The sequence below is a fragment of the Pseudoalteromonas sp. UG3-2 genome, assembly GCF_037120705.1.
GTDB lineage: Bacteria > Pseudomonadota > Gammaproteobacteria > Enterobacterales > Alteromonadaceae > Pseudoalteromonas.
Genome location: NZ_JAWLJU010000002.1, coordinates 3024480 through 3051104 on the forward strand (window position 1 = coordinate 3024480; position 26625 = coordinate 3051104).

Here is a 26625-nt window from a genome sequence, read left to right on the forward strand (position 1 = left end):
ATTATAGGAGCTTATCCAATTGTTAACAAGTAAAATCAGTTGGGATGAAACTTGGATACGGCAAGTAGCCTTGAGCGCACGATAAAGTACTGATTTTCTAGGGCTTGTTTGTTTATATACAGTCGAATTTTACTCCCTTCTTGGACCAAAGAAGCAATCCCGCCTCTTTCTAAAAACTCAATACTTTCACCAATAGTCAACATATTTGATGCTATTGTGTCGGTCCAAGCGGACAGTATATCATTTTCACTTATTTCATCAATGTATGTGATATCACAGAGCCGGGAAAGTTCCCTGTAGCTGGTCGATTTTGCAACATTACTGATAACAATGGGCTTACCAGCTACGATTAAATTGTTAGCTCCTTTTAGCTCAGCCGCGGGCCCTGCATCGAGTGAGTAGAAGCAAAAACGTAATCCTGGCTGCTTTTCTAACTCGGGAAATTCAATGAACTTAGCCATTTGATATAAAAATGCCGCACGCACTTGATCTGGGGTTTTTGCCTCAGCAGCAACAGCAAACAAGAGCAAGATTAACGCTATTATTAATCGTTTCATGATGCTTTACCTGATTTAGGCAGAGTGATAATAAACCTAGCGCCAGACTTGTACTCATCATCTAGCGTGATAGAGCCTCCTAACGCTTGTGTTACTAGGTTATAGACTAAGTGCATACCTAAACCACTGCCGCCTTCACCACGGCGAGTGGTAACAAAAGGATCGAAAATACGCTTTTTAATCGCCTTTGGTACTCCCTCGCCGTTATCTTGATAGTCAATGGTGATCTCATTGCCGCTGCTCGAGATAGTAATATCAATGTTGTTATCTTCAGAGGATTTGAAGCCATGCAGCAAGGAGTTAGAGACTAACTGCTCCAGCACCTGTTGCAGTGGGCCGGCCTTACTTTGAATGGTTAAGTTGTCATCACAGGCCAGTGATACGTCAGGGTTCTTAGTGGCAAGCTCTGGACGCATAGCTGCGATGACCTCCTTCAGTAGGGTAGCAAGATTCACTTCCGTGTTGACCTCTAAGTCTTGACTAACCGCCAAGCGTTTAAAGCTAGATACCAGCTCCGCCGCTCTATTAAGGTTACGGTAGATAAGATCGAGATTTTCAATTCCCTCGCTAATAAAGCGTTCTAACTGCTTGGAAGTGAGAGACTTATTCTGAAACGCATCGTTAATGTCTGAAAGTTTGTCACGCAATAATGTTGAGCCGGTTATGCCAAGCCCGATTGGGGTATTTACTTCATGGGCTACGCCAGCAACCATTTGTCCTAACGACGCCATTTTTTCATTTTCAATGATTTGATTCTGGTATTGGTGCATTCGCTCCAAGGCATTCAGTAACTCTTGGTTTGCTTCGCGTAGGGCAATGGTTCTTTGGTTAACCTTTTCCTCTAGGCTCTGGTTAAGTTGCTTTATTTCTTGTTTATCAGCTTGGTGGCGTTCTAACTGGTTCTGTGTTCGCGCCAACATAATATTGAGATTATTAGCTAAGACATTGAGCTCTGATATGTTGCTACCAGGAGCACGGGCATTGTAATTATGATTTTTAGAAACATCTTGAAGCAGGTTGGAAAGCGCCTCAATGGGGGAGGCAATGCGCTTTTGAATACCGCGAGATACCAGTAGAACTAATAAGAGCACAAACAGTGTTAGGGCAATATCAACCAGTATTTTTTTATTTATGTAAGCTGAGAGTCGCTCTAGGCCTCCTCTTATATACACATACCCCTCTATCTCACCTTCATAGATCACCGGTTTAATCAGTTCCACATAGTCTTCTGACACTTTTGGTGTCGCCAATTCATCTATCTGATTTACTTTAAGTGGCACCGGAGGAGTACGACTGGCATTAAAGCTGGTGAAGAATACCGGCTTATTGGTAACATCATCAATAGCATAAATGTGGATGTTTTTGATGATATCGACCTGCTGAAATGATTTTAAACGAGCATCTTCGGTTTTTCTGTCATCAAACAAAATGGTGATTTGCGAGTTAAAAGCAACAATATCAGCAATCATTTCAATTTTATTGATAATTAGCTGCTTTTGCTCTTTGACATCTAGGTAGGTTGAAATCGAAATCGACAGCGATAAGCACAACGCCGTTACAAGCATCACAGCGCTGATCAAAACTTTTCTTATGCTTGTTTTTGTTAGTTGCTTACTCATTCATTGTCCAGCTGTATGATCAGCATTAAGCTAAGTCTAGCAAATATCGGCTTAAGGTGTATTTAAACACTTTGCCTCGAATAACTAGCACCGTTCGCTAACCTAGTATAATAAAGTAGAGCAATTAGCTGAAAATGAAAAGGTTTAAAAGAGTCGAGACGGTAAATTTATACCGTCTGTATATACGCGGACTAGGCTTTGGCGATTTAAAACTGGGCTTTATAAACCGCAAATTTATTGTTTTTGTCGACAACATCAAATTGCTGAAATTGCGCCGCAAGGATAGGTGGGTACTTTAAAAAGCTATTGGCGACAATTTGCAAACTGGCTGCTTTGTCCATATGACGCTTAGCTCCAGTCAAAAACTGCTCAGCGATACCATAATCGGTGGCAATACCAGTATGAAATGGTGGATTACTGAGAATGAGTTGATACTTCCCAGTTAGTTCACTGAGTCCATCGCTTAACACAAGCTCTGCTGTAAGGCCGTTCATAGCTAAGGTTTTTTGTGTCGCAAATAAGGCTAATGCGTTTACGTCTAAACAACTAAAACGAAGGTTAGGTTGTTGTAACAAGGCAAAGCAAGTAATGATCCCGGCACCACAACCAAAATCTAACGCCTTACCTTTATACGGCAGCGAGATATTTTCTAATAGTAATTGCGTCCCTAAATCCAGTTTACCGTGGTTAAATACTCCGGGCACACTGGCGGCACAAAACTGCGTGCCGGCGACACTGACATCAAAGCTGGTAACGTAAGTTTCAATATCAAACCGCTCTAATACGCTAAGCTGGTTAAACTCGTAAAGGATGCAGTGCTTTGCACTGTCGAGCTTATAGCTATACTGGGCAACCGGCTTTAGTTGTTTTTCAACGCTTTTCACTCCGCCTTTATTCTCTCCAACAACCAGCAATCGCGTGTTAGCGCCACATAAACTGCGGATATTATCCAGCATCATTTGCGCTTCAGGCTTGGATTTAGGGTAATAGTAAATAACCAACTCAATACCATCCAGTGGCGGTAGTTGATGATCTATATGTGCTGTTAAGCCTGGTACTTGTTGCGCGTGAAGGTGATTGGCAAAGTCATAGCTAAAGGCGTGAATGTCAGAGTCAGGGTTAAGCGCACACAGTTCAACGAGAAAACCATCGCGTTGATGATTTATAACCAGAACCTTATTGGCTACTAACTCTTCTTCATTGCGTAGCAACAGTAAACTTGGATTGGTTAATGACAAGGTTAGCTCCTGAATAAGTGTGGCTGAAAAATGGTTGTGAAGTTAAGGAGCTGGGCAGCTCCTTATTGCGAGCTTAGTTTTGGCGTTCAAACATAAGGTCCCAAACACCGTGACCCAAGCGTTGTCCACGTTGTTCGAACTTAGTAAGTGGCCTAAAGTCAGGGCGCGGAACATAGTCATGGGTTGCTGATAGGTTGCTGTAACCCGGTGCGGCATTCATCACTTCTAACATATGCTCTGCGTAGTTTTCCCAGTCCGTTGCCATGTGGAAAACACCACCCACTTTTAGCTTTTTACGTACTTTTTCGGCAAACTCTAATTGCACAATACGACGCTTATGATGGCGCTTTTTATGCCACGGGTCGGGGAAGAATAATTGCAATTTCGCCAGCGCACCGTCAGCAATACAATCAGCTAACACTTCCACTGCATCATGTTCAAATACGCGTAAATTGCTGACCCCTTGCTCATCTGCTTCCATTAAGCAGGCTCCAACGCCTGGGCGGTGAACTTCAATGCCAATAAAGTTTTGCTGTGGATTGTTTTTAGCCATTTCAACCAGAGACTTACCCATGCCAAAGCCGATCTCTAGAACGACATCATTGCTGTTGCCAAATACTTCAGTTAAATCTAATAACCCCTGCTGATGCTCTAACCCCATGCTTGGCCAGCATTTTTCTAAGGCAGCAGCTTGGCCTTTGGTCAAACGGCCTTCGCGTTTTACAAAGCTGCGTACCTTTCTGATGTATTTGCCTTCTTGTTGCGCCTGTTCAAGCGCACTCTTGCTTGATTCGTTCATGGTCATTTCTATGCTCGTGAAAATGGTCGCATATTATCGTCATTCGCTTAGCAATAAACAAGTATAGAGTGAAACTTTACCAGGTGACTAATCAAGCATTAGTCATTACACTGGCGGCTTTTGTAGCAAGTAGTAGTTAGGTTTATGAAAGTTAGCCAACAACAAGCCAGCTGGTTCGCTGAGCAGGTCGTTAATTGGTACCACTTACATGGTCGCAAAAGCTTACCGTGGCAATTAGGTAAAACGCCTTATAAAGTGTGGATCTCAGAAGTCATGTTGCAGCAAACCCAGGTTGCCACTGTGGTCCCATATTTTGAGCGATTTATGGCACGATTCCCTACGGTCATAAAACTTGCCGATGCTCCAGAAGACGAAGTATTACATCACTGGACAGGGTTAGGCTACTACGCCAGAGCGAGAAACCTACATAAAGCAGCAAAAATAATTCGCGATCAGTATCAGGGGCAGTTTCCTGAAACGCTCGAACAGGTGATGGCATTGCCAGGTATCGGTCGCTCTACTGCTGGGGCGATATTATCACTGGCGCTAGGTCAGCATCATGCCATTTTAGATGGCAATGTAAAACGGGTGCTAGCGCGTTTTTATATGGTGGAAGGCTGGTATGGCGTGAAAAAAGTGGAGAATACACTTTGGTCGCTTAGTGATGCCGTTACCCCAAGTGGTGATGTACGTGAGTTTAATCAAGCGATGATGGATTTAGGTTCCGGAGTCTGTACCCGCTCAAAACCTAACTGTGAAAGTTGCCCTTTGAGTCAGCAGTGTGGTGCGTTGGCACACGATCGGGTGGCGGAGTTTCCCCATTCAAAACCAAAAAAGCAAAAGCCCAAAAAGCAGGCTCATCATTTAATTGTACGAGTTGGTAACCAAGTGCTGATGGAAAAGCGCCCAGCGGCAGGGATTTGGGGAGGGCTGTTTGGCTTTTTCGAGTTCAGTGGGCAAAGCGAACTTGAGGCGTTTGCTGCGCAGCAAGACATAGCCATAACCAAGCGTCAGACTTTGCAGCCATTTGTGCACATTTTTAGTCATTTTGAATTGACCATTACCCCAGTGGTGGTGGACCTGGATAAGGTGCCTGATTGTGTCCATGAGCAACCTTTGGTTTGGTACGACCTGCAACAGCCTCCAGAAGTTGGCCTTGCTGCACCGACAAAAAAGTTGGTTAAAGTCTTAGCGGCAATAGGGTAAACTGACGTTATCAACTGGGTTGGCTGTAGTTCAGCCCATAAATTATTTAAAAGGTAGGTACTAATGGCTCGAACAGTATTTTGTCAAAAATTACAAAAGGAAGCGCCAGGGTTGGACTTTCAACTTTATCCGGGTGAAGTCGGTGAGCGTATTTTTAATAATATCTCTAAAGAAGCTTGGCAGCAGTGGCAGCAAAAGCAAACTATGCTTATCAACGAAAAACACCTGAACATGATGGACCCTGATCATCGCCAATTACTTGAAGAGCAAATGGTCGGTTTTTTGTTTGAAGGCAAAGACGTTGAAATTGAAGGCTACCGCCCACCAGAGCAGTAAATTAAGCATTAAAAAAGGTCGCTATAGCGACCTTTTTTATTACTCGAAAAAATATCAATAGTCGCGGTCGACTGAAATTTCAGCCAGAGCTATTAAGGCTTGTTTATAGTCAGACTGTGGCAGTACATCGAGCTGCGCAATGGCTTTTTGCGCCTCTTCTTGGGCTTTTGCCATGGTAAAATCAAGCGCTTTAGTGTCACTTAGGGTAGCTAAAATATCATCGATGTATTCTAAGCCATCACCTTGTTCAATGGCTTTACGGATCTGCTCAGTTTGTGCTGATGATGCTTTTTGCATTGCGTAAATAAGCGGTAAGGTCGGTTTTCCTTCCGCCAAGTCATCACCGATGTTTTTGCCTAATAGCTCAGCATTGGCGCTGTAATCCAAGATATCATCAACTAGCTGAAACGCAGTGCCTAGGTGCATACCATACAGCTTTAGTGCTTGCTTCACTTCTTCTGACTGCTCTAAAACCACTGCTGGTAACAGGGTAGCCGCTTCGAATAATTTTGCTGTCTTGCTGTATATCACCTGCATATAGCTTTGCTCGGTGGTATCTGGGTCATTACAGTTCATTAACTGCAAAACTTCGCCTTCGGCAATCACATTGGTGGCATCAGCGAGTATGCCCATGACTTCCATATTGCCAAGACCAACCATCAACTGAAACGAACGAGTGTAGATAAAATCACCAACTAATACACTAGCGGCATTACCAAACTCTGCGTTGGCGGTCGGTTCACCTCGGCGCAGTGCAGACTCATCGACGACATCATCGTGCAATAAGGTTGCGGTATGAATAAACTCAATGATGGTTGCTAGGGTTATGTGTTTGTCACCCTCGTAACCTAGTGCACGTGCTGCAAGCAATGCTAGCATCGGGCGAATGCGCTTACCGCCACTATTGACTATGTATAAGCCCAGCTGCTTTACGAGTGCAACATCAGATTGCATTTGCTGGTGTATAAGTTGGTTGACATCAAGCATGTCTTGTTCAACCAATGTTTGGATAGTTTTTATATCCATCGTGCTCCGAGCCAATCTATTAACCGAGAATGAATAAACGCCGATGATTGTACTACAAAAAAAAGCCCGACTCGATATTTTGTCCGAGTTAAGGATAAAAAAGCGGTTTTATGCTGTTTTTTTGTCCTTTTGTAACCGTAAACTAGGCTAAAAGGGTGAGGTTGTACTTTTATTGGGTAAATTGGCTTTTTCCCTGCTGCTGGCGGTTATAGCGATATTAAGGTTGAAAAAAGAGCTTGGCTTTGACATTTTTTTGACTAAAATAGGAGAAAATATTTGATAGCCCTCATGCGAGCTAATTTTTATTCACTTTCTTCAAAAATACACTTGCGCGGTTGTGAGCATTAGCGTAAACTTCGCGCCCTATTGAAGAATATTAAGTTGCGTCGATTTGAGGGCGCACAGACGGAGTTAATTATGTACGCGGTTTTCCAAAGTGGTGGTAAACAGCACCGTGTGACTGAAGGTCAAACAATTCGTTTAGAAAAACTAAACGTTGAAACTGGTGCAGCAGTTGAATTTGATTCAGTACTTCTAATTGCTGATGGTGAAAAAATCGAGATCGGTGCACCGTTCGTAAACGGTGGCAAGGTAACAGCTGAGGTTGTTTCTCACGGTCGTGGCGAGAAAGTTAAGATTGTTAAGTTTAGACGTCGTAAGCATTCTCGTAAGCAGATGGGCCACCGTCAGTGGTTCACTGAAGTTAAAATCACTGGCATTAGCGCTTAATAATTTAGAGGTACAGAAAGATGGCACATAAGAAGGCAGCTGGTAGTACTCGTAACGGTCGCGATTCCGAAAGTAAACGTTTAGGTGTTAAACGTTTCGGTGGCGAGTCAGTTCTTGCGGGTAACATCATCGTTCGTCAGCGTGGTACTAAGTTCCACGCAGGTACTAACGCAGGTATCGGTAAAGACCACACAATCTTCGCAAAAGCAGACGGTAAAGTTGTTTTTGAGCAGAAAGGTCCTTTAAACCGTAAATACGTTAGCATCGTTGCTGAGTAATCGGTATTAAATACTGAAAAACCCCGCTTAGGCGGGGTTTTTTGTTTTTAGCGTATAGAACATTAGCATAGCTCTACTCGCCTTGCTGCATTATCTATGATGTAGCTGCTATAATGGCGTAGTGAGTTTCAGACCGAGTTAAAGAGTTTAAATCATGAAGTTTGTCGATGAAGTAGAAATTAGAGCGGAAGCCGGAGACGGGGGCAGCGGTGTTGTCTCATTCCGCCGCGAAAAGTTTGTGCCAGATGGTGGTCCAGACGGTGGAGATGGCGGTGACGGTGGTAGTGTTTTCCTGCAAGCAGATGAAAACCTCAATACGCTGGTCGACTATCAATTTGAACGCTTTCACAAGGCTGAGCGTGGCACCAATGGTCAAGGCCGAAACTGTACCGGTAAAAAAGGTAAAGACTTAATCATCAAGGTACCTGTAGGTACTCGTGTTACCGATGTTGATACCGAAGAGAGTCTGGGTGATTTAACCAAGCATGAACAAAAGCTGTTAGTCGCTAAAGGGGGCTTCCACGGCCTTGGCAATACCCGTTTCAAATCAAGCACCAACCGTGCGCCAAGACAAAAAACGCTGGGTACACCTGGGGAAGTTCGAAACCTCAGGTTGGAACTTATGCTGTTGGCCGATGTCGGTCTACTTGGTCTGCCCAATGCTGGTAAATCGACCTTTATTCGCAGTGTGTCTGCCGCCAAACCTAAGGTTGCCGATTACCCTTTCACTACATTAATACCTAACCTTGGCGTAGTTCGTCCAAGTTCAGGTAAGTCGTTTGTGGTCGCGGATATTCCTGGTCTGATCGAAGGGGCGTCCGACGGTGCTGGTCTAGGTATTCGCTTTTTGAAGCACCTTGAGCGCTGTCGAGTGTTGCTGCATGTTATCGACGTAATGCCGATTGATGGCAGCGACCCGGTAGAAAACGGCTTCGCAATTATTAATGAGCTACATCAATATAGTCCGAAACTGGCTGATAAGCCGCGTTTCTTAGTGTTAAATAAAGTGGACTTATTAAGCGATGATGAGCGTGAAGAGGTGTGTGCTCGCATTGCTGAAGAGCTCGGTGTAGAAGAAAATATCTTTATGATTGCGGCTGCAAACAAGTTCAACACTGAAGAGCTTTGCTATGAGATTATGAAGTTACTCGATAGCATGCCAAAAGATAAGTTTGAAGAAGAACAGCAACAAGAAGAAGTTGAATTCAAGTGGGACACTTATCACAGACACGCCACCAAGCATGATGACGATGATTGGGACGATGACTGGGACGAAGACGACTACGATGTTGAGGTTGTCTACGAACGTTAGCGATAAATCAGTACAAAAAAGGCCAATGGAAATTGGCCTTTTTTGTTGCTCGCTTAAATTTATTAAGGTTTGCTAAGCAGTGATATACTGCGAGCAATGCCACGCAATACTGGCCTGCACTCGATTGTGTATTGGTTTTAGAAGCAACGCATAATCATAAGGTTAATATAAAAATTAATACAAAGACATTAGAAAAGGTACATTGTGATAATTTCAATGATAGCTGCGATGGCACACAATCGTGTCATCGGTAAAGACAACGATATGCCCTGGCATTTGCCGGCCGATCTACAACATTTTAAAAAGGTCACGCTCGGAAAACCGGTGTTGATGGGTAGAAAAACATTTGAATCTATTGGTAGGCCTTTACCGGGAAGGCGCAATATCGTCATATCAAGAAATAACGACTATAGCAAAGAAGGGATTGAGGTTGTCGGCTCTGTAGAGGCTGCTCTAGAGCTTGTTAAGGGCAGTGACGAAGTTATGGTTATCGGTGGCGGTCATATTTATGAGCTATTCTTACCGTTTGCGCAACGACTGTATTTAACCTTTATCGACTTAGAAGTGGCTGGTGATACGCAATTTCCAGATTACTTAAGTCAAGGTCAGTGGCAGGAGGTTGCAACTGAAAGTAATGAGCCTGATGCAAAAAATAATCATAGTTATAAATTCGTAACACTCGACAAAAAACTATGAGTTTCTTGCTAACAATTGCTTAGATTGCTAAAATATAGCCAGTTATGTGCTATACGAATAAAGTATTAAAGGGTCTGTGTAATGAAATTAACTACCGTGCTTCTATCAGCGTCTATTGCTGTTGCTTCACTTTCTTTCAGTAATACTGCAGCGGCTAATGAGCAGTTAGCTTTGTCAATGTGTGAGTATATTGCAGCAGATGATAAAAACCGCATTCGCAAAACGCTGAGAACAGCGCGTATTAAAATGCGTAATATTTACGATGCTATTCAGTGTAATGGCAATAGCCTTTTACGTCATGCTATTGCCAGTAATGCTACAGACGCTGGTGAGTACATTGTTAAAAGTATTCCAAAAAGTGCGTTAGAAGATGGTAGTGATATCGCTTGGGCCGAGTCTAACGGCCACGGTGGCTCGCCACTGATCGCTATCATAAAAGACCGCGCAGGCCTATAATTCTTTAACTACTTGCTTATTAGCCGATATAAGAAAATAAGCAACTAGAATGCCCAAAGCCCTCATTTATGAGGGCTTTTTACGTTTTACCGCCGTGCTATACCAATCCGCATTAATACTTGCTCAATTTGAGGGAGCAAATTCGACGCTAACTGTGTTAAAAATTTCTCATTTAAAACAACTAAATAGCAAAATTTTCGCCTAGTTATCGACAGAATTTTCTTGCCTCAAATAGACCACTTAATTAAGTGGATTGGTATTAATTCGCTAGCTGCCTTTTATTTTTAATGCTCAGATTGCGTTCACCACTTGATAAAAATCAAGCCATTCTAAATTTTGTCATAAATTTCTGTTACGACCTCTTGAGAAATTACCTATTCATGCCAATACTAATGTTAAGGGTAAACGCAAAAGAAGGATTGCATATGAAAATTAACCTTTCTGGTCACCATGTAGATGTAACCGATGCTGTTAAAGACCACGTTAACGAAAAGTTTGCCAAGATCGCTAACCACTTTCCATCGTTGTTATCCCTTGACATCATCATCAGCAAAGAACACAAACAATTTAATACTGAAATTACCACCAACTATGCAGGTAGTCGCATAGCGGTCAAAGGAGAAGACGACATTATGTATCCAGCTATTGCAAAAGCGGCTAAAAAGCTGGATGCGGCGTTGAAACACCGTAAAGGTCAACTTAAGGCCAATAAACATCAAAAACCGGTGAGCACTACGCCACCTATTGCCCATGAAATTATTCAAGAGATGGAGCTGAAATAGCCCCACTCAAACAAAAATAGCATAAGGCCCTTCGGGGCCTTTTTTGTTACACTCGCACTATCAAGTAGCAGCTGGTCATTTTGACTGTATGACAGATTACCAACAGATATTACAACAAGCATGTCAGTTCGTTAAACCGCTTCTTAATAAAGGTAAGGTGGCTGATTATATTCCGGCCTTGGCTGAACAGCCGCTGGAGCAATTCTCGGTGGCGCTGCATACCGTTGATGGTGAAACCTTCAGCGCAGGTGATATCGATGCTCAGTTTACTATTCAGTCGGTTTCCAAAGTCATGACGCTAACTCTAGCGCTACAACGCTACGGTGATGAGTTATGGCAAAGGGTAGGCAAAGAACCGTCAGGCACTGCATTTAACTCACTCACTCAGCTAGAGTTTGAAAATGGTATTCCCCGCAACCCTTTTATTAATGCTGGGGCAATAGTGACTTGCGACGCTTTGTATTCACGCCTCTCTGCTCCTATTCACACTATGCTAGAGAGCTACAGAGCAATGGCTGGCAATGATAAGCTTTGTATTAATAAAGTGGTTGCGCAGTCGGAGTATGATCACCGTTACCGCAATGCCGCAATGGCCTACTTGATGAAGTCGTTTGGTAACTTTGCCAATGAAGTAGATGATGTGCTGTGGTCTTATTTTAACTTTTGTGCCATTGAAATGACCACCACAGAGTTGGCTAAATCTTTTTCTTACCTTTCCAACCAGGGCTATTGTGAACACTCAGGTCAACAAGTGCTGAGTCATAAGCAAACCAAACAATTAAACTCGCTACTATTCACCAGTGGTTTGTATGACGCCGCTGGGGACTTTGGTTATCGTGTAGGTATGCCTGGAAAGTCTGGAGTGGGTGGCGCCATCATTGCTGTGGTTCCTAACCGTTTTACCATTTCTGTGTGGTCTCCGGGGCTGGATAAGGTAGGGAACTCTTTAGCTGGTATTGCTGCGTTGGAATTTCTATCCGATAAGTTAGGTACGGCTATCTTCTAACACCAGCCGTACCTATAAATCTTATTTTTCCCAGTACGATTGCTCTAATGAGTCTTCACGCTCTGGCAAACCACGTGATAAGCGCGGTGAGTGCTGTACTAATACCTCATAGCTGGCACGGTTAGCGTATTTACTGATCTGTGCCAAAGAAGAGTAAGTAATGGCATTTTGCTCATGCTTAGCTGAGTTAGGCACGTTTAGTTTATGATATTCGTTGGCACAAATATCATGTAATACTGCCGCTAATGCACAATCTCCAGCACCATTGGTGTTTTTGATGATGTCGGGGCCGCCCATGTAAGGCGCGGTATGACTGTATGCTCGAATAGGGTTGTCACACTGAGCGCGCTTCATCGCCCGAGAAAACTCATAACGATTGAATTCAGGGATGGCGCCAGGCAGTAATGGATATTCGGTGGCTCGTTTACAGCTGTCATCAACATAACCGGCCATAAATAACCCTTTGGCACCGGCAGTGCAAATGACCAAATCAGCCCAATCAAGCGCTTTGTCAGCGGCAAGTAAAGGATCGTTAAAACCGGTAATGGCTTCACCTTCCTCTTCGTTCATGGCCAAAATATCAACGTGTTTAGCGACAAAGTCAGCCCACCACTTAGGATCTTGTTCAATAAGAAACTTAGTGCCCAGAGTCAGCACCACTGGAACGCCCGCCTTGTTTGCATACTCAACGGCTTGCATGGTCGCTTGAGTCATGGTTTCCTCACCATGTGTACGCATTAAATAGGCGCTGATCACCAGAGCCGAGGAGTTTTCGATCAGTGTTTGGCAAATAGACTCAGGGCGTAAATGGTTCATCAGCCCGGCACTAATTGCAAAGGTGCGCTCACCACTATCATCAATTAAAGTGAAGCAGCGGCCAATTGGGCCATCAACCGGTTGCAGGTAATCGAGATCAACACGGCTAGAGGTGTTACACAAAAACTTGTAGGCATAGCTACCGATCTTGATGTTCTCACTCATGACACCTAGCAGCACAGAACGGTCATCCGCTAATACCGAGTAATTGTGCATGGTGTTACCTATTGTACCGCCAGCAAATTCATAGTCGATCATGCCATCACGTTTTAGCCTGTCATAAAGGGCGTTGGTGACATCATTGTCTATCACTTGTGACATTCCGCGCTGTAAGTGAAACTCATCAAGGAAAGCTTGGTCTACTTTGGCTTCTATATCTACGACAATCTGGTCGATACCACAGATATAGCTCCTTTTTAGCCGATCATCAGCGTGTAACTGGTTAATAAGCGGATCTTTATCTTCCACCGGAAAATAGTGTTTATGCCTACGGCGTCCCGGAAATTTCATATTTTACCCGTGTGTTTTTGAGCTTACGAAATAAAAAAAGCGGCGAATTATAGCGTAAATTAGCCTAACTGAGCCACGGGAAATTTGCGAAATTTTGCAATAATTCCCGAAAAAGAGCGGATAACTTCCTTTAACTTGCTGACTTTACTTATAAAAAGTTGATTTTTCACTGACTTAGTTTATTTAAGAATAGCAGTTCAAGCACCATAACTACGCTTTACTGTTATAATCTTGGCAAAATCGCTGCCAGTAATAGGGGATACAGTGGAGCAAAAAGACGATCAGTATTGGATGCAAAGGGCATTGGAGTATGCCGATAAGGCCGAGGCTGAAAATGAAGTGCCGGTAGGAGCGGTGGTGGTGAAAGACAATGCCATCATAGCGGCAGGGTGGAATCGTTCTATTACCTGTCATGACCCTTCTGCACATGCGGAAATGATAGCCATTCGAGAAGCCGGTAAAGTGCTAGAAAACTACCGTTTAATTGACTGTACGCTGTATGTGACCCTAGAACCTTGCCCTATGTGTGCAGGGTTATTGGTGCATAGTCGCTTAAAAAGAGTGGTGTTTGGCGCAGCGGATGCTAAAACGGGGGCTGCTGGCTCGGTGATGGACTTATTACAACATCCGCAACTGAACCATCAGCCAGAGGTAATATCCGGGGTGTTAGCACAGCAGTGTGGCGATAAGCTTTCTGCATTTTTTAAGCGGCGGCGACAAGAAATTAAAGCCGCGAAGTTGGCGGCTCGGCAAGCAAAGTAGCAAAGCCTATTATGGCTTTGCTACGGCGGCTCTGAACTCTCTTTGCTCTTCCATTTGGATCAAAGCAAAAATACGATGGCGTAACAACGTCTTACGATGTGCGTTTTTGAGTTTAATGCGACGACGGTTGGGGGAAGTAAACCGAGTATTGCGTTTAAATTGATGAGTTCGACGTCTTCTCAACATAGAACCTCCTGATGTGAGAGATTGTGCTGCATAGCGCGCAGCGTTTTATAGAGTTATAGATACGCTACGCTAATGACAGATTTATGACCTTGGGAGAATTTTTTCAAGTCTTTTACAGTGTGTGTTGAAACCAAGTTTAGTTTTTTGAGGTTTCGATTACAGCTGTTTCAGGTGCAGGTAAGAGTGCGCCGTTTTCTTCTAACCAAACTAACGCATCGTAGTATCGACGAATGTTATCCACATAGGTCACCGCAACATCGCCACGGGCATATCCGTATCTTGTACTACGATAGTAACGCTTTTTAGTAAGCAGCGGAAGTCGTTTTTTCACGTCCGCCCAGCTGTTCGGATTGCCACCTTGTTGCGCTGTGATCGCACGAGCATCACGGACATGTCCCCAGCCAACATTATAAGACGCTAATGCAAACCAAGTGCTGTCAGGTTGAGCGATATCTTCTGGCATACGGTCAAATAGAATGCGCAAATATTTCGCGCCGCCCGCGATATTTTGTTCTGCATGTAAGCGGTTGGTGACACCCACGCGTTTTGCCGTTGGCTGTGTCAGCATCATAATCCCGCGCACCCCCGTTGGCGATTTTGCTCGTGGGTCCCACATGGATTCTTGATAACTCACCGCTGCCAATAAGCGCCAATCAATATTTTGCGCTTTGGAATAAGACTTAAACCATTTTAGGTATTTCGGCAAAGTATCATGAACCGCTTCAACAAAAGCTAAAGTATTGACATAGTTAAATTCTTCGATATGACCGAAGTATTTTTCTTCTAAGGTAGCGAGAAATTTATTGTTTTGCATTTTGGCGAAAAACGCCGGTAAAAGGGCGTACAGAGAATCGTCTTTTTCACTGCGCATCATCCAGGCCACATGCTCATTTTTAGTCACGGAAAATGCAATGCTCACGGTGGGGTGATAGCGACGGAATAGCGCCAATGAGTGGGAGTCGGTGATAGTGTAATCGAGGTCGCCATCAATGATCCCTTGCAGTAATTCTTCTTCGCCTTTATCCGATACCACTTGCCAAGTTAAATGGGGGTGCTGTTGCTTCGCTTCTTGCAAAGCAATGACGTGGTTACTGTGTGCTAATACCGTAATCGGCGCATCGATATCAGCAAAATCTCTAGGCCATTCACGCCCTTGTTTATACACCAGCTTTTGGCTGATCATGCGGTAAGTGGGGCCAAAGCGGTAATCCTTAGTGCGACTCGGGTGGAAACTTATCCCTGAAGCGACAATATCCAGATCGCCAGCATCCAGCCGGGCAAACATTTCATCTAAGCTAAAATAAGGCACCATGTGCAGCTCTACGCCGAGCTCTGCTGCAAACTCGCTGGCCAGCTCATACTCAAATCCTTGTTCGCCGATTGGGCCTTGATAATAATTACCTGGGCCGGCCAACGTACCAACGCGAAGCTCGTTGTTTTGTTTCACTTGTTGTAATTGGTTTAATGGCGCTTTGTCGCACCCCAATAGGCCGATAACGACGAAGCTGACCAAGAAAATTCTTAGCATGTAGTTCACTCTTATTTGCGCCTAACCCCAACTTACCCTAGCAATAACATAATTGCAAAACCCGAAACTTGGCTAAAATCATCGAGCTGGATTGCGATTTCGATGATATTTTCGAGTTTTGACAAATTAGTGTTAAATCCGCGCGCTATTTCCACTATAATGTGCGCCCAAAGATATCGTTCAATCCTTAACCCCGGATGAAAATACCTATGCTAATCCTACGTGGTGCGCCTGCACTTTCTGATTTCAAAGTCCAAAAGATCCTTAAAACCTGCGCGGCAGCTGATTTACCTGTCTCTGGCGTGTATGCCGAGTATATGCACTTTGCCGATGTGTCGGCGGCACTTTCTGAGACTGAACTGACTAAGTTAAATAGCCTATTAAAATATGGCCCAACCATCGCTGAGCATGAACCTGAGGGACAACTCATACTTGTCACTCCCCGTTTAGGCACCATTTCTCCATGGGCTTCTAAAGCCACAGACATTGCTAATAACTGTGGTCTAGATAAAGTTGAACGGGTAGAGCGTGGCATTGCCTATTATGTTGAGGGTGAGTTAAGTGCATCTCAACTGGAAGCCGTGGCGAAGTTACTGCATGACCGTATGACTGAGTCTGTGCATGGCAAACTTGAAGATGCTGCGGGTTTGTTTCGTCATGAAACACCGCGGGCTATGTCATCGGTTGATATTTTGTCTGGTGGTCGCGAAGCACTGGCGCTGGCCAACATTGAGCAAGGCTTTGCTTTAGCCGATGATGAAATTGACTACCTGGTTGAAAGCTTTGAAAAGCTAGGTCGTAACCCCAACGACATCGAATTATTTATGTTTGCCCAAGCAAACTCTGAGCATTGTCGTCACAAAATCTTCAATGCCGATTGGACCATTGATGGGGTGAAGCAGCCTAAATCACTGTTTAAGATGATTAAAAACACCTACGAAAGCAACAGTGACAATGTCTTATCTGCCTATAAAGATAATGCTGCGGTGATGACAGGATCGAAAGCAGGGCGTTTTTTCCCCAATAAAGAAGGTGAATACACCTACCACGAGGAAGATATCCACATTCTAATGAAAGTGGAAACTCACAACCACCCAACTGCGATTGCGCCATTCTCTGGTGCCTCTACCGGTTCTGGTGGTGAAATTCGTGATGAAGGTGCAACCGGCCGTGGCTCTAAGCCGAAAGCGGGGTTAGTTGGTTTTACTGTATCAAACCTACGTATTCCTGGCTTTGAGCAGCCATGGGAAAGCGACTTTGGCAAGCCTGGGCGTATCGTTAATGCCCTAGATATCATGCTGGAAGGCCCGCTCGGTGGTGCTGCATTTAACAACGAATTTGGTCGTCCAAACCTACTTGGTTATTTCCGTACCTATGAAGAGCAAGTAGATAGTCACAACGGCCTAGAAGTTCGCGGTTATCATAAGCCGATTATGATCGCTGGTGGTTTAGGCAATATTCGTGAAGATCACGTGCAAAAAGGCTCCATTCCAGTGGGCGCGAAACTGATTGCCTTAGGCGGTCCGGCAATGAACATTGGACTTGGCGGTGGCGCGGCATCATCAATGGCTTCGGGGCAGTCAAATGAAGACCTGGATTTTGCTTCAGTACAACGCGAAAACCCAGAAATGGAACGTCGTTGCCAAGAAGTCATCGATAAATGTTGGCAGCTAGGTGATGATAACCCTATTGCCTTTATCCATGATGTCGGTGCTGGTGGTTTGTCTAATGCTTTCCCTGAACTGGTGGATGACGGTGGCCGTGGTGGTAACTTTGAGCTGCGTAATATTCCGAATGACGAGCCAGGCATGGCCCCTCATGAGATCTGGTGTAACGAATCACAAGAACGCTATGTGCTAGCCGTTGCAGCAGAAGACTTTGCTCGTTTCGAGGCAATTTGTAAACGTGAACGCGCACAATACGCCGTTATTGGTGAAGCCACAGAAGATCGTCACTTAAGAGTGTCGGATAATCACTTTGAAAACAACCCAGTCGATTTACCATTGGATGTGTTGCTCGGTAAGCCACCAAAAATGCACCGGGATGTGAGTTCAAAGCGTGCCACTGGAAAGGCGCTGACTACCAGCGAAATTAAAGTGGAAGAAGCGGCAAAACGACTATTGCGTTTACCTGCGATTGCTGAAAAAACCTTCCTTATCACCATTGGCGATAGAAGTGTTACCGGTTTGGTTGCCCGCGACCAAATGGTTGGTCCTTGGCAGGTGCCAGTGGCAAACTGTGCCGTGACTGCCGCCACTTACGATACCTATCATGGTGAAGCGATGTCGATGGGCGAACGCACCCCAGCGGCACTATTAAACTACGGTGCCTCGGCACGTTTGGCTGTGGCTGAAGCACTTACCAATATCGCTGGCGCGAACATTGGTAGTTTGAATAACATTAAGTTGTCGGCGAACTGGATGGCCGCTGCGGGTCACCCAGGTGAAGATGCCGGTCTTTACGAAGCCGTTAAAGCCGTAGGTGAAGAGTTATGTCCTGCATTAGGCTTAACCATTCCTGTGGGTAAAGACTCTATGTCGATGAAAACCCAGTGGCAAGAAAATGGCGAAGACAAGTCTGTCACTGCGCCTTTATCTTTGATCATTACTGCCTTTGGCCGTGTGGAAGATGTTCGTAAGACAGTGACACCGCAGCTGCGCAGCGACAAAGGCGAAACCAGTTTAGTGTTACTTGACCTCGGAGCCGGTCAAAATCGTCTAGGTGCTTCAAGCTTAGCCCAAGTATACAAGCAACTAGGTGATAAAACCCCAGACGTAGATAGCCCTGAACTATTAAAGGGTTTCTATAACGCCATGCAGACGCTGGTGGAGTCGGGTAAGGTGATTGCTTATCATGACCGCTCTGACGGTGGTCTATTTACTACGGCAGCAGAGATGGCGTTTGCAGGTCACACCGGCGTGACAATTGAGTTAGACTCACTGTCAGGTTCGGATTTGGAAGTGTTATTCAATGAAGAGCTAGGTGGCGTTCTGCAAGTAAGCAACGACGACCTTGAAGCAGTTGAAGCCGTCTTTGCTGAGCACGGTATTGCAAACATAGCACACCGCATTGGTACCCTTAACAACGAAGATAAAATTATCTTCAATCGTAATGGCAACACGGTACTTGCGAATAGCCGCACTGAGCTGCGTACGATTTGGGCTGAAACGACTTACCAAATGCAGGCGCTGCGCGATAACCCAGATTGTGCTAAGCAAGAGTTTGATGCCAAGTTTGATGAAAAAGATCCTGGTCTAAACGTTGATTTGAGCTTTGATATCAACCAAGACATCGCTGCGCCATACATTGCCAAAGGGGTTAAGCCTCAGGTGGCTATTTTACGTGAGCAAGGGGTGAACTCTCACCTAGAAATGGCTGCGGCGTTTAACCGCGCTGGTTTTGCTGCCATTGATGTGCATATGAGTGACATCCTAGAAGGGCGTTTAACACTAGAGCAGTTCAAGGGCCTTGTTGCCTGTGGTGGCTTCTCCTATGGTGACGTATTAGGTGCCGGTGAAGGCTGGGCTAAGTCAGTGCTGTTCCACGACCAAGCTCGTCAGCAGTTCCAAGGCTTCTTTGAGCGCCAAGACACCTTCAGCTTAGGTGTTTGTAATGGCTGCCAGATGCTTTCGACCTTGAAAGAACTGATCCCGGGTACCGAGCATTGGCCACGTTTTGTTACCAATAAGTCAGAACGTTTCGAAGCTCGCTTTAGCTTAGTAGAAGTACAGCAAAGCCCTTCTATTTTCTTTGAAGGAATGGCAGGCTCACGGATGCCGATTGCGGTTTCACATGGTGAAGGTCATGCTGAATTTAGCAGTGAAGCGGCAGTACAAAATGCCCTGAACTCAGGTGCCGTGGCGGTTAAGTTTGTCGATAACTACGGTAATCCGACAACCCAATACCCAGCCAACCCGAATGGCTCACCTGCGGGGATCACCGGTATGACTTCTACGGATGGTCGTGCAACTGTGATGATGCCGCACCCTGAGCGAGTTTTCCGTGCTGTTGCTAACTCTTGGCACCCTGATGAGTGGCAAGAAGACAGCCCATGGATGCGTATGTTCCGCAATGCTCGCAAGCTAGTCGGATAACATAAGCGTAATTACTAAAGCTTTGAGAGGCCACCTAACACTAGGTGGCCTTTTTGTTGCTGGCGGCTCAGTGATGCAAGTTGTTGGGTCATCAGGTACACTGAGGAGGGAAACATACCAATCCGCATTAATACTTACTTCCGCACATGGCTCACTTCATTAAGCGCATTGGTATAACGACGGAGAAAGGATAATATGAAAAAGTGGCTCGGTGCCTTATTGACTGTGCTGGTGTTGATGTTCATTGTATACATTGCACGAGTGCCGCTGACAATCGCGGTTGTGGAGCGCCTGTTTGCCAAGGATGACCTTGAAATGACTTGCCTAGATTGGCATATAAGTGACATCGACAGCATCACTGCCCCTGAAGTGTGCATTACAAGCCCTCAAGTATCAGCACGGCTGTCTGATGTAAAATTGTCTTGGCAAGCCATCGACATCGAAGCCATGACGCTGGCTATTAAATCAGCTAATAATTCAGCCGCCACACCTCACCAAGCGCTATCATTACCGTTTGATATGACCCGGCCGCTGCTATCTATAAATTCACTCAGTGTTACCGCAGAACCATTGCCTGCGTCAATTACTGTGGCAGTCGAGGAAGTCGCAGCGAATCAATTTCGCTTGCAGGGCGATGTGCATGCAGAAATCACACTCAGCACCAACGCCATTGACGCCAAGATAGATCTCAGTAGTGAAGCGATTCAAAAGCAGTTGCCAAGTGCCATTAGCCAATTAAGTGGTCAGTTAAACACGACTTATCGTGACGCCCAGCTAGTGGCCAAAGTTACGCCTACTATTTATGCCCAGTTGGCATTACCTCATTGTCGTATTAATGCGTTTTATCAAGGGCAAATTAGCGCTCAATATCACCTTAAACAACAGCGCGGGGAAGTAAGTTGGCAAGCGCCCATTGAATTAAGCCCTCAAAATAACTGCAGTAATGAACTTGCTTCGTTAGGTGATGTAAGTGGGGGTTTTCAACTTACCGCCGCTCAGGGACTCAGTATCGAGAAACAGTTGCTAACGGCACCCTTGCTAGAGCTGCAAAGTGAAACCGGAGGTTTTCAGTTAAAGGCAAAGAGCTGCGCTGTTGACCTAGGTACTGCCTCAGTCAGCAGTGAGGTGATGCTAGAGCTGCAAAGTAGCCAGCTAGGTGCACACCAGGTGTCGGCGCAGCTTAAGTGGCAAGCCAATGGCCTTGAGGTGCAAGGGGATTGGCATTATCAGCAGGATAAGCTGCGCTTGGCCAAGCAATTTAATGCCACAGAGGTAGCGGCCCATAGTCAATTTAGTGTGCAAGGCGATCCGCGCAAGCGATTAACGCTGGAGGCTGACACTCAACTCTCCTCGCAAAAAATGGCGCTGGCAGGCAAAGTAGCAAAAGAGCTATCGACGACGCTGTCGTTGAATACTGAGGTTGATATCGCTCGTGTAGGTAATGGTCTGAGGTTACACCGTGTACTGCCCGAGGGGATCCATTTTAAAGCTGAAATTGACTCACAAGCTTCAGCGCTGATGACTCCTGATATCAATGCTGACGACAATACTATCAACGCGAGCTTAACCCTGGCTCCAAACCAAGACTTTATCATCGATTTAGCCCTTGGCAGTGAGCATATCGATTGGCAAAACACACAAGTGAAGGGGCTACAACAGCAACTGCATTGGAGTGGCAATTTAGCCCCAGGAGAAATTTTCTCATCGTTTACTGGCAATACTGAGATTGCTGCAATTAACCAATCTGACATCACGCTCAAACGCATTGCGATAGCAACAACTGGCAAGCAAAATCGTGGCGTGGTGGCCGAGCATGCCGTCACCATAGATGGCATCGAACTTTGGCTAGAGCAGCAGTATTCCTCTTCACAGCACTTAGTAAAGTTGCAGCTACCGCTGCAGTCCTTAACTAAACTGCAGCCCTACATCACACCCAGGTTACCTGATGCGCAAGTGACTAAAGGCGAATTTTCATTACAGTTGCAGGGAGATTTGCATGTTGGTGTGTTTGACTTTAATGCCAATGTTCAAGGGGCCGAAATATTAGCCAATGAGCAGTTACTGCGTGATGGCCAGCTTAACAGCCAAGGCCGGTTTAGTTCAGCGGCTATTCAACTGCAGCCTAGCACACTGAATATTGCTGAAATCAGAAGTGGAGTGGTGTTGGAAAACATTCACGCAGAATTGAGCAGTGAAAACAACCAGCCAAGGCTACGAAATATTGGTGCTGACATATTTGCCGGTACGCTAAACATTGATGAGCTTAAGTTGTCAGAGCAGCCACAGCGCTTTAATGTTACGCTCGACAAGCTTAGCTTAGGCTTACTGGCCGAGGCTGGCCGAGATGCTGGTGTCGATCTGCAAGGATTGATTTCGGGAGAGCTGGCTGTGCAGGCATCCGATGCTGGAATAGAAATAACCGCAGGCGAGGTTCGCAACGTTGGTGAGGGCTTACTAAAAGTGCAAGAAAATGCCTCGATTAATGCTCTGAAACAACAGCAACCGAGTTTAAAAACCGTAATTACTGTTCTGGATGAACTCACTATAGAGCAGTTAAACAGTGGCGTGACCTTAGGGGCAGATGGTTGGCTCGACTTAGATGTCAAAATTGCTGGCATTAATAAACGCCAACAACAACCGGTCAACTTCAACTATACACACTCTGAAAATGTGTTTACCTTATTACGAGCCTTACGGCTAAGTGACGAAATCACTCGCGAAGTAGAAAAGGCGCTAAATAAAGAGGAGCGTTAGACGATGAAATGGATGCTGATAATAACGGCACTGCTGATCTTCAGTGGATGCACACACAAGGTTCAGGTTGAAACCAAAGAGCCCATTACCATTAATCTCAATGTCAAAGTGGATCATGAGATCCGGGTAAAAGTGGATAAAGAGCTGGATGATCTATTCAGTGAAGAAAGTGAGTTATTCTAAGGAGGACTTATGCAGCTTAAATCATTAATGAGTTTACTTGCTGGTGTCGCAATGAGTTTTGCGGCTTTCGCTATGTCATTAGACAGTGCCAAATCACAAGGTTTGGTGGGTGAGACGATGTCGGGTTATTTGGGCGTTGTCAAAGCCAGCCCTGAAGTGCAGCAGTTGGTTGATGAGGTCAATGCTAAACGCAAAGAAAAGTACCAGCAACTGGCTAAGCAAAATGGTATTACTTTGGCTCAGGTCGAAGCATTAGCTGCGAAAAAGGCTTACACCAAAACCCAGGCGGGCCACTACATTCAAGTGAACGGTCGCTGGGTTAAGAAATAACACGCAGTGACTATTTAATCGCTGGGGTGGCATTGTTTTAATAAGTGCTGCCAAAAAGCTTCGCCTTTTCTGCGCGCAAGACGAATGTTGTTGTCGGGAATACTCTCAGGGTCGTCGTACTCAGCTAACGCTTCAGCCATACTGGCTTCACGAATAAGATGCAGCGCAGGGTAGGGAGCACGATTGGTGTAGTTTGCTGGATCATTGTCATCGCTGTCGGCAAACACGTAGTCGGGATGAAAGTTGGCGATTTGGTAAGTGCCTTCAAAGCCTTGAGCAACCAGCAGCGCATTGGCTAAATCAACCAAGTCTAAAAATTCCGCAAAGTCTTTAAAGCCTTCAGCAAAAACCACCAAGGTGGTTTCCCGTTCTGGGTTATTGTCGAGCTCGCTGCATTGTGAAAGCAGCTCTAATACGGCATCTTCATGACTGTGGGTAGCCGAAATATGATAATACACACTGTGGTTTTCTACTTCTTGCCGTGCAAATGGGCAAAAGTTATATTTTACAATAACCTGGCTTACCCAGTTGCGCATGGCTTGTTCAACTTGTTGCATGGCTTACTCCAAATTACCTTGTATCAGCTGTACCGTTTTGGCAATGGCACCGGTGTTTTTTTGTAGCACCTGAGCGGCATTGTTGCCAAGTTCAGCACTTTGCTCTGGGCTGCTCAAGAGTGTCATTAACTGCTCACCTAGTTGCTGTTCATTCTCTACGATTAGAGCACCATGTTGGGCAATTAACTGTGGGTATATATGGGCAAAATTATAGGTATGGGGGCCGCTGATAATGGCTTTACTATGGGCCGCGGCTTCAAGGGGGTTATGGCCACCGCGGGGGATCAAACTGCCACCAATAAAGGCAACGTCAGCACAACCAAACAACCACTTTAATTCCCCCAGAGTATCAGCTAGCAGTACCTCAGTGGCGGCGTTAATGTCTTGTTGGCTGCGGCGAGTAAACCTGAGCCCTTGCTCCTCTAGCAGCTCAGCAACCGCTGAAAATTGCTCTGGGTGGCGAGGGGCAATAATTAATAACGCATCCGGATGATGCTTTTGTAACGCTTGATGTGCGGCAATGACCTGTTCATGCTCACCTGGGTGAGTAGAGCCGGCAAGCCAAACTGGACGTGGCTGCAACTGCTGGCGCAACTGCTTTGCGCGTTTAACGTCATCGTCAGCCAAGCTAATATCAAACTTCACCGAGCCGGTGATAGCGAGTTTTGTTTTTGCTAAGCCAAGAGCAATAAAGCGCTCGCCATCGCTTTGATCATGGGCGGCCAATAAATCGATGTTGTCCATTAGCTGACGGCTTAAACCTGAAAAGCGCTTATACCCTTGAAATGACTTGTGCGACAGTCGCGCATTAACAACCATAATGCGGCTATTTTGCTGCTTGGCATAGTGAAATAGATTGGGCCAAAGTTCCGTTTCCATTACGATCACGGCTTTGGGCTGCAACCGAGTTAAAAAGCGGCGCATGGCAAAGGCAAAGTCGATAGGCAAATAACACACTTGAATATCAACATCATTAGCAAAGGCCTTATTGATCTCGGCGCGCCCGGTTGGGGTATTACAACTGATGATAATGGCTTGGTTATCTTGCTTTAATGCTTTGATCAATGGAGTGGCTGCTAACACTTCACCTACCGAGGCACAATGGATAACAAGGCCATGCTGTGGCAGGTGACTGAGGCCAAAGCCGAGGCGCTGAGAAAAGTAACGGCGATAACCTGGGTTCTTGTTACCACGCAGTACATAGAGGTAACCCAGCAGCAGTGGAGCTAACAAAAGGAGTAATAATGAATAAAAAAAGCGCGCCATGGTTTTGCTTTGAACCTGAAAAGCCATATTTTACCTCGAACAAGTGATAAAATGGAACCTCAAGACAATTTTACACAGTTGAAAAGGTGCCGAGCGGTCCTGTGTTTGGTAGTATCTCAGGCATAAAAAGTAATGGAATGACAAGATGAAATTAGTTCGTACGTTGGCCGCTGTTGGCCTATTGGCTTCAGGCTTTGCTGTGGCAAGTCCAACGGCTTACTTAGCCATTGGCAAAGATCCGTTATTAGAATACCAAATTGATAAAATGTTTGCTTTAACGGTGGGCACGCCTATGGCAAAACCCTACCGTATCAGTGTGGTGAAAAGGCACTTAGACAAGGTAAAAAGCATTGATGGTGAGCTGCATCGCAGTATCACAGATGGCATAGCGCCATACTTACAAGCCGACGCGATCACTCAGCGCTCCATTACACTGCGGCTCGATTCTGGGGAGTCACAGCAACTTGCCAATGACCGCGGCAATAGTAGTAGTGAGTATGCTCAATTAGGCCTCGCTGGAGTATATCGTGGTAGCGATGCCAGTATTTTCCAACTCGGTGCAGAATATCGCGCAGACAGCAACAAGCTGGTTGCCTATAATACTTTTTATGGTCTTTCCTATGGTAATTTGCAGCTCAATTTAGGCTACAAAGAACACTGGTTTTCACCTTTTAAACACTCTGCACAAGTGTTTTCAACTAATGCCAAGCCGTCTTTGTCTGCGTCTTTGGGGCTGGTCATTCCAATTCCAAATTGGTGGAATTTTGACTTTGAATTGTTCTATTCAGAGTTGGAGCACGTTAATGACGGCATCAAGTATCAAGGCACCTTACACGATGGTACGCCGAAACTTGCCGGTACCCATTTTAGCGTGGAACCTATCCAAGGCTGGAAAATCGGCATCAATCGCGTGATGCAATTTGGTGGTGGGCCACGCAAAGTCGATTTTACCGATGTGGTTAAGGCCTACTTTGATCCTGTGGGTAATGAAAATAAAACCGGGTCTTTAGGTCAGGATGACGAGCTGGGGGATCAATGGGCTTCCATCACTTCGAGCTTTACCACGGACTGGGGCATGCCGGCACAGTGGTATCTTGAATATGGCGGCGAGGATACCAATAACCATAAGAACTACTTATTTGGTAATACGGTGGTGAATCTGGGCGTTTATCTGCCCAAATTGAGCCACAACACGACCTTGCGCTATGAGTTCACGGATATGGAGAGCTTGTGGTACGTCAATGAAATCTATGAAACACGAGGCAATACCATTGACGGCTTTGGCGTTGGCCACTTTGCTGCCAATCAGCGCCAATTTGATGATGGTGCGCCATCGCAAATTCACGTACTAGAAGGGACGTACCAAAGCACACCTAGGTCGTTGTGGCGGGCGAAAATATCGCTGGTTGATAATGACAGCAATTATTTGAATGAGTTAGGTGAACTGGGTGCAGAGTATGAGCGCGGCTATGAACTAGAACTGGCGCACATCGGCGAGTTTTACCAAAAACAAGTAGAGAGCAAATTAACCTTAGGTAAAGATGCCTTTGGGGAAAATTACACATGGTTGTCAGTGCATGTATACTGGTAACAACGCGG

General features: G+C 45.4%; 25 protein-coding genes. 15 read left to right on the forward strand and 10 right to left on the reverse strand.

Annotation, left to right across the window (positions count from 1 at the left end; genetic code table 11):
* Window positions 1-35: 35 nt before the first annotated feature.
* The 4 genes from R3P39_RS16685 to trmB all read right to left on the reverse strand — a co-directional run bounded on the left by R3P39_RS16685 (window position 36) and on the right by trmB (window position 4213).
* Entirely contained in the window at window positions 36-557 is a 522-nt protein-coding gene (locus R3P39_RS16685) for a YfiR family protein (RefSeq protein ID WP_336568872.1), read from the reverse strand.
* Window positions 554-2176 (reverse strand): sensor histidine kinase, encoded by a 1623-nt coding sequence (locus R3P39_RS16690; RefSeq protein ID WP_336568873.1) that lies wholly within the window; start codon window positions 2174-2176, stop codon window positions 554-556. Before R3P39_RS16690 ends, R3P39_RS16685 begins: the two co-directional genes overlap by 4 nt.
* 206 nt (window positions 2177-2382) lie before the next feature.
* Window positions 2383-3414, reverse strand: coding sequence for a methyltransferase (locus R3P39_RS16695; protein ID WP_336568874.1), 1032 nt, complete (start codon window positions 3412-3414; stop codon window positions 2383-2385).
* 73 nt (window positions 3415-3487) lie between these two features.
* Window positions 3488-4213, reverse strand: a complete 726-nt coding sequence (gene trmB, locus R3P39_RS16700; RefSeq protein ID WP_336568875.1) for a tRNA (guanosine(46)-N7)-methyltransferase TrmB — start codon at window positions 4211-4213, stop codon at window positions 3488-3490.
* A 144-nt stretch (window positions 4214-4357) separates the two neighbouring features.
* Here trmB and mutY point away from each other — a divergent pair, with 144 nt between their 5' ends.
* Together mutY and R3P39_RS16710 are read left to right on the forward strand one after the other, a co-directional pair.
* Entirely contained in the window at window positions 4358-5419 is a 1062-nt protein-coding gene (gene mutY / locus R3P39_RS16705) for an A/G-specific adenine glycosylase (RefSeq protein WP_336568876.1), read from the forward strand.
* Between the two features lie 63 nt (window positions 5420-5482).
* Window positions 5483-5755 carry an oxidative damage protection protein gene (locus R3P39_RS16710; protein ID WP_336568877.1) on the forward strand — a complete coding sequence of 91 codons (273 nt, stop codon included), beginning with the start codon at window positions 5483-5485 and terminating at the stop codon, window positions 5753-5755.
* 54 nt (window positions 5756-5809) lie between these two features.
* Here the strand turns inward: R3P39_RS16710 and ispB are convergent, their stop codons facing one another.
* Window positions 5810-6781: an octaprenyl diphosphate synthase gene (gene ispB / locus R3P39_RS16715; RefSeq protein ID WP_336568878.1), complete on the reverse strand. Its 972-nt coding sequence runs from the start codon at window positions 6779-6781 to the stop codon at window positions 5810-5812.
* Between the two features lie 417 nt (window positions 6782-7198).
* Between ispB and rplU the strand changes: the two genes are divergently transcribed.
* The 7 genes from rplU to glsB all read left to right on the forward strand — a co-directional run bounded on the left by rplU (window position 7199) and on the right by glsB (window position 12040).
* Window positions 7199-7510: a 50S ribosomal protein L21 gene (gene rplU / locus R3P39_RS16720; protein ID WP_336568880.1), complete on the forward strand. Its 312-nt coding sequence runs from the start codon at window positions 7199-7201 to the stop codon at window positions 7508-7510.
* A gap of 20 nt (window positions 7511-7530) precedes the next feature.
* Entirely contained in the window at window positions 7531-7788 is a 258-nt protein-coding gene (gene rpmA, locus R3P39_RS16725; RefSeq protein ID WP_105169123.1) for a 50S ribosomal protein L27, read from the forward strand.
* A gap of 154 nt (window positions 7789-7942) precedes the next feature.
* Window positions 7943-9100 (forward strand): Obg family GTPase CgtA, encoded by a 1158-nt coding sequence (gene cgtA, locus R3P39_RS16730; RefSeq protein ID WP_336568883.1) that lies wholly within the window; start codon window positions 7943-7945, stop codon window positions 9098-9100.
* Window positions 9101-9304: 204 nt separating this feature from the next.
* Entirely contained in the window at window positions 9305-9796 is a 492-nt protein-coding gene (folA, locus tag R3P39_RS16735; protein WP_442962046.1) for a type 3 dihydrofolate reductase, read from the forward strand.
* An 81-nt stretch (window positions 9797-9877) separates the two neighbouring features.
* Window positions 9878-10252: a DUF3718 domain-containing protein gene (locus R3P39_RS16740; protein WP_336568885.1), complete on the forward strand. Its 375-nt coding sequence runs from the start codon at window positions 9878-9880 to the stop codon at window positions 10250-10252.
* 425 nt (window positions 10253-10677) lie between these two features.
* Complete coding sequence (gene hpf / locus R3P39_RS16745) at window positions 10678-11034, forward strand: ribosome hibernation-promoting factor, HPF/YfiA family (RefSeq protein WP_336568886.1); 357 nt, start codon at window positions 10678-10680, stop codon at window positions 11032-11034.
* An 88-nt stretch (window positions 11035-11122) separates the two neighbouring features.
* A complete protein-coding gene (glsB, locus tag R3P39_RS16750; RefSeq protein WP_336569345.1) occupies window positions 11123-12040 on the forward strand; it encodes a glutaminase B in 918 nt (305 codons plus the stop codon).
* Window positions 12041-12061: 21 nt separating this feature from the next.
* Here the strand turns inward: glsB and R3P39_RS16755 are convergent, their stop codons facing one another.
* Complete coding sequence (locus tag R3P39_RS16755; RefSeq protein WP_336568888.1) at window positions 12062-13366, reverse strand: inosine/guanosine kinase; 1305 nt, start codon at window positions 13364-13366, stop codon at window positions 12062-12064.
* 264 nt (window positions 13367-13630) lie between these two features.
* Between R3P39_RS16755 and tadA the strand changes: the two genes are divergently transcribed.
* Complete coding sequence (gene tadA, locus R3P39_RS16760; protein ID WP_336568890.1) at window positions 13631-14128, forward strand: tRNA adenosine(34) deaminase TadA; 498 nt, start codon at window positions 13631-13633, stop codon at window positions 14126-14128.
* 9 nt (window positions 14129-14137) lie between these two features.
* Here tadA and R3P39_RS16765 read toward each other — a convergent pair whose 3' ends face one another.
* Both R3P39_RS16765 and mltF read right to left on the reverse strand, forming a co-directional pair.
* Window positions 14138-14314: a hypothetical protein gene (locus R3P39_RS16765; protein WP_336568892.1), complete on the reverse strand. Its 177-nt coding sequence runs from the start codon at window positions 14312-14314 to the stop codon at window positions 14138-14140.
* A gap of 136 nt (window positions 14315-14450) precedes the next feature.
* On the reverse strand, window positions 14451-15842 hold the full coding sequence (mltF, locus tag R3P39_RS16770; RefSeq protein ID WP_336568894.1) for a membrane-bound lytic murein transglycosylase MltF: 1392 nt from the start codon (window positions 15840-15842) through the stop codon (window positions 14451-14453).
* Window positions 15843-16051: 209 nt separating this feature from the next.
* Here mltF and purL point away from each other — a divergent pair, with 209 nt between their 5' ends.
* The 4 genes from purL to R3P39_RS16790 all read left to right on the forward strand — a co-directional run bounded on the left by purL (window position 16052) and on the right by R3P39_RS16790 (window position 23203).
* Complete coding sequence (gene purL, locus R3P39_RS16775; protein WP_336568895.1) at window positions 16052-19936, forward strand: phosphoribosylformylglycinamidine synthase; 3885 nt, start codon at window positions 16052-16054, stop codon at window positions 19934-19936.
* A gap of 195 nt (window positions 19937-20131) precedes the next feature.
* Window positions 20132-22690, forward strand: coding sequence for an intermembrane phospholipid transport protein YdbH family protein (locus R3P39_RS16780; protein WP_336568896.1), 2559 nt, complete (start codon window positions 20132-20134; stop codon window positions 22688-22690).
* Between the two features lie 3 nt (window positions 22691-22693).
* Window positions 22694-22873, forward strand: a complete 180-nt coding sequence (locus R3P39_RS16785; RefSeq protein WP_336568897.1) for a YnbE family lipoprotein — start codon at window positions 22694-22696, stop codon at window positions 22871-22873.
* 9 nt (window positions 22874-22882) lie between these two features.
* On the forward strand, window positions 22883-23203 hold the full coding sequence (locus R3P39_RS16790; protein WP_336568898.1) for a YdbL family protein: 321 nt from the start codon (window positions 22883-22885) through the stop codon (window positions 23201-23203).
* A 14-nt stretch (window positions 23204-23217) separates the two neighbouring features.
* Here R3P39_RS16790 and R3P39_RS16795 read toward each other — a convergent pair whose 3' ends face one another.
* Entirely contained in the window at window positions 23218-23760 is a 543-nt protein-coding gene (locus R3P39_RS16795; RefSeq protein ID WP_336568900.1) for a DUF1415 domain-containing protein, read from the reverse strand.
* Window positions 23761-23763: 3 nt separating this feature from the next.
* Window positions 23764-25026 (reverse strand): lipid IV(A) 3-deoxy-D-manno-octulosonic acid transferase, encoded by a 1263-nt coding sequence (gene waaA / locus R3P39_RS16800; RefSeq protein WP_336569346.1) that lies wholly within the window; start codon window positions 25024-25026, stop codon window positions 23764-23766.
* A gap of 145 nt (window positions 25027-25171) precedes the next feature.
* Here waaA and R3P39_RS16805 point away from each other — a divergent pair, with 145 nt between their 5' ends.
* A complete protein-coding gene (locus R3P39_RS16805; RefSeq protein WP_336568902.1) occupies window positions 25172-26617 on the forward strand; it encodes a capsule assembly Wzi family protein in 1446 nt (481 codons plus the stop codon).
* The last annotated feature ends 8 nt before the right edge of the window (window positions 26618-26625 follow it).

Bases quoted from the DNA above. Each gene is read 5' to 3' on its own strand.
- rpmA (WP_105169123.1), top strand. From the start codon at position 7,531: ATGGCACATAAGAAGGCAGCTGGTAGTACTCGTAACGGTCGCGATTCC.
- R3P39_RS16780 (WP_336568896.1), top strand. From the start codon at position 20,132: ATGAAAAAGTGGCTCGGTGCCTTATTGACTGTGCTGGTGTTGATGTTC.
- R3P39_RS16710 (WP_336568877.1), top strand. From the start codon at position 5,483: ATGGCTCGAACAGTATTTTGTCAAAAATTACAAAAGGAAGCGCCAGGG.
- trmB (WP_336568875.1), bottom strand. From the start codon at position 4,213: ATGAACGAATCAAGCAAGAGTGCGCTTGAACAGGCGCAACAAGAAGGC.
- rplU (WP_336568880.1), top strand. From the start codon at position 7,199: ATGTACGCGGTTTTCCAAAGTGGTGGTAAACAGCACCGTGTGACTGAA.
- hpf (WP_336568886.1), top strand. From the start codon at position 10,678: ATGAAAATTAACCTTTCTGGTCACCATGTAGATGTAACCGATGCTGTT.
- R3P39_RS16740 (WP_336568885.1), top strand. From the start codon at position 9,878: ATGAAATTAACTACCGTGCTTCTATCAGCGTCTATTGCTGTTGCTTCA.
- mltF (WP_336568894.1), bottom strand. From the start codon at position 15,842: ATGCTAAGAATTTTCTTGGTCAGCTTCGTCGTTATCGGCCTATTGGGG.
- R3P39_RS16790 (WP_336568898.1), top strand. From the start codon at position 22,883: ATGCAGCTTAAATCATTAATGAGTTTACTTGCTGGTGTCGCAATGAGT.
- R3P39_RS16805 (WP_336568902.1), top strand. From the start codon at position 25,172: ATGAAATTAGTTCGTACGTTGGCCGCTGTTGGCCTATTGGCTTCAGGC.
- R3P39_RS16685 (WP_336568872.1), bottom strand. From the start codon at position 557: ATGAAACGATTAATAATAGCGTTAATCTTGCTCTTGTTTGCTGTTGCT.
- waaA (WP_336569346.1), bottom strand. From the start codon at position 25,026: ATGGCGCGCTTTTTTTATTCATTATTACTCCTTTTGTTAGCTCCACTG.
- mutY (WP_336568876.1), top strand. From the start codon at position 4,358: ATGAAAGTTAGCCAACAACAAGCCAGCTGGTTCGCTGAGCAGGTCGTT.
- ispB (WP_336568878.1), bottom strand. From the start codon at position 6,781: ATGGATATAAAAACTATCCAAACATTGGTTGAACAAGACATGCTTGAT.
- R3P39_RS16785 (WP_336568897.1), top strand. From the start codon at position 22,694: ATGAAATGGATGCTGATAATAACGGCACTGCTGATCTTCAGTGGATGC.
- R3P39_RS16795 (WP_336568900.1), bottom strand. From the start codon at position 23,760: ATGCAACAAGTTGAACAAGCCATGCGCAACTGGGTAAGCCAGGTTATT.
- purL (WP_336568895.1), top strand. From the start codon at position 16,052: ATGCTAATCCTACGTGGTGCGCCTGCACTTTCTGATTTCAAAGTCCAA.
- R3P39_RS16690 (WP_336568873.1), bottom strand. From the start codon at position 2,176: ATGAGTAAGCAACTAACAAAAACAAGCATAAGAAAAGTTTTGATCAGC.
- glsB (WP_336569345.1), top strand. From the start codon at position 11,123: ATGACAGATTACCAACAGATATTACAACAAGCATGTCAGTTCGTTAAA.
- R3P39_RS16755 (WP_336568888.1), bottom strand. From the start codon at position 13,366: ATGAAATTTCCGGGACGCCGTAGGCATAAACACTATTTTCCGGTGGAA.
- cgtA (WP_336568883.1), top strand. From the start codon at position 7,943: ATGAAGTTTGTCGATGAAGTAGAAATTAGAGCGGAAGCCGGAGACGGG.
- R3P39_RS16765 (WP_336568892.1), bottom strand. From the start codon at position 14,314: ATGTTGAGAAGACGTCGAACTCATCAATTTAAACGCAATACTCGGTTT.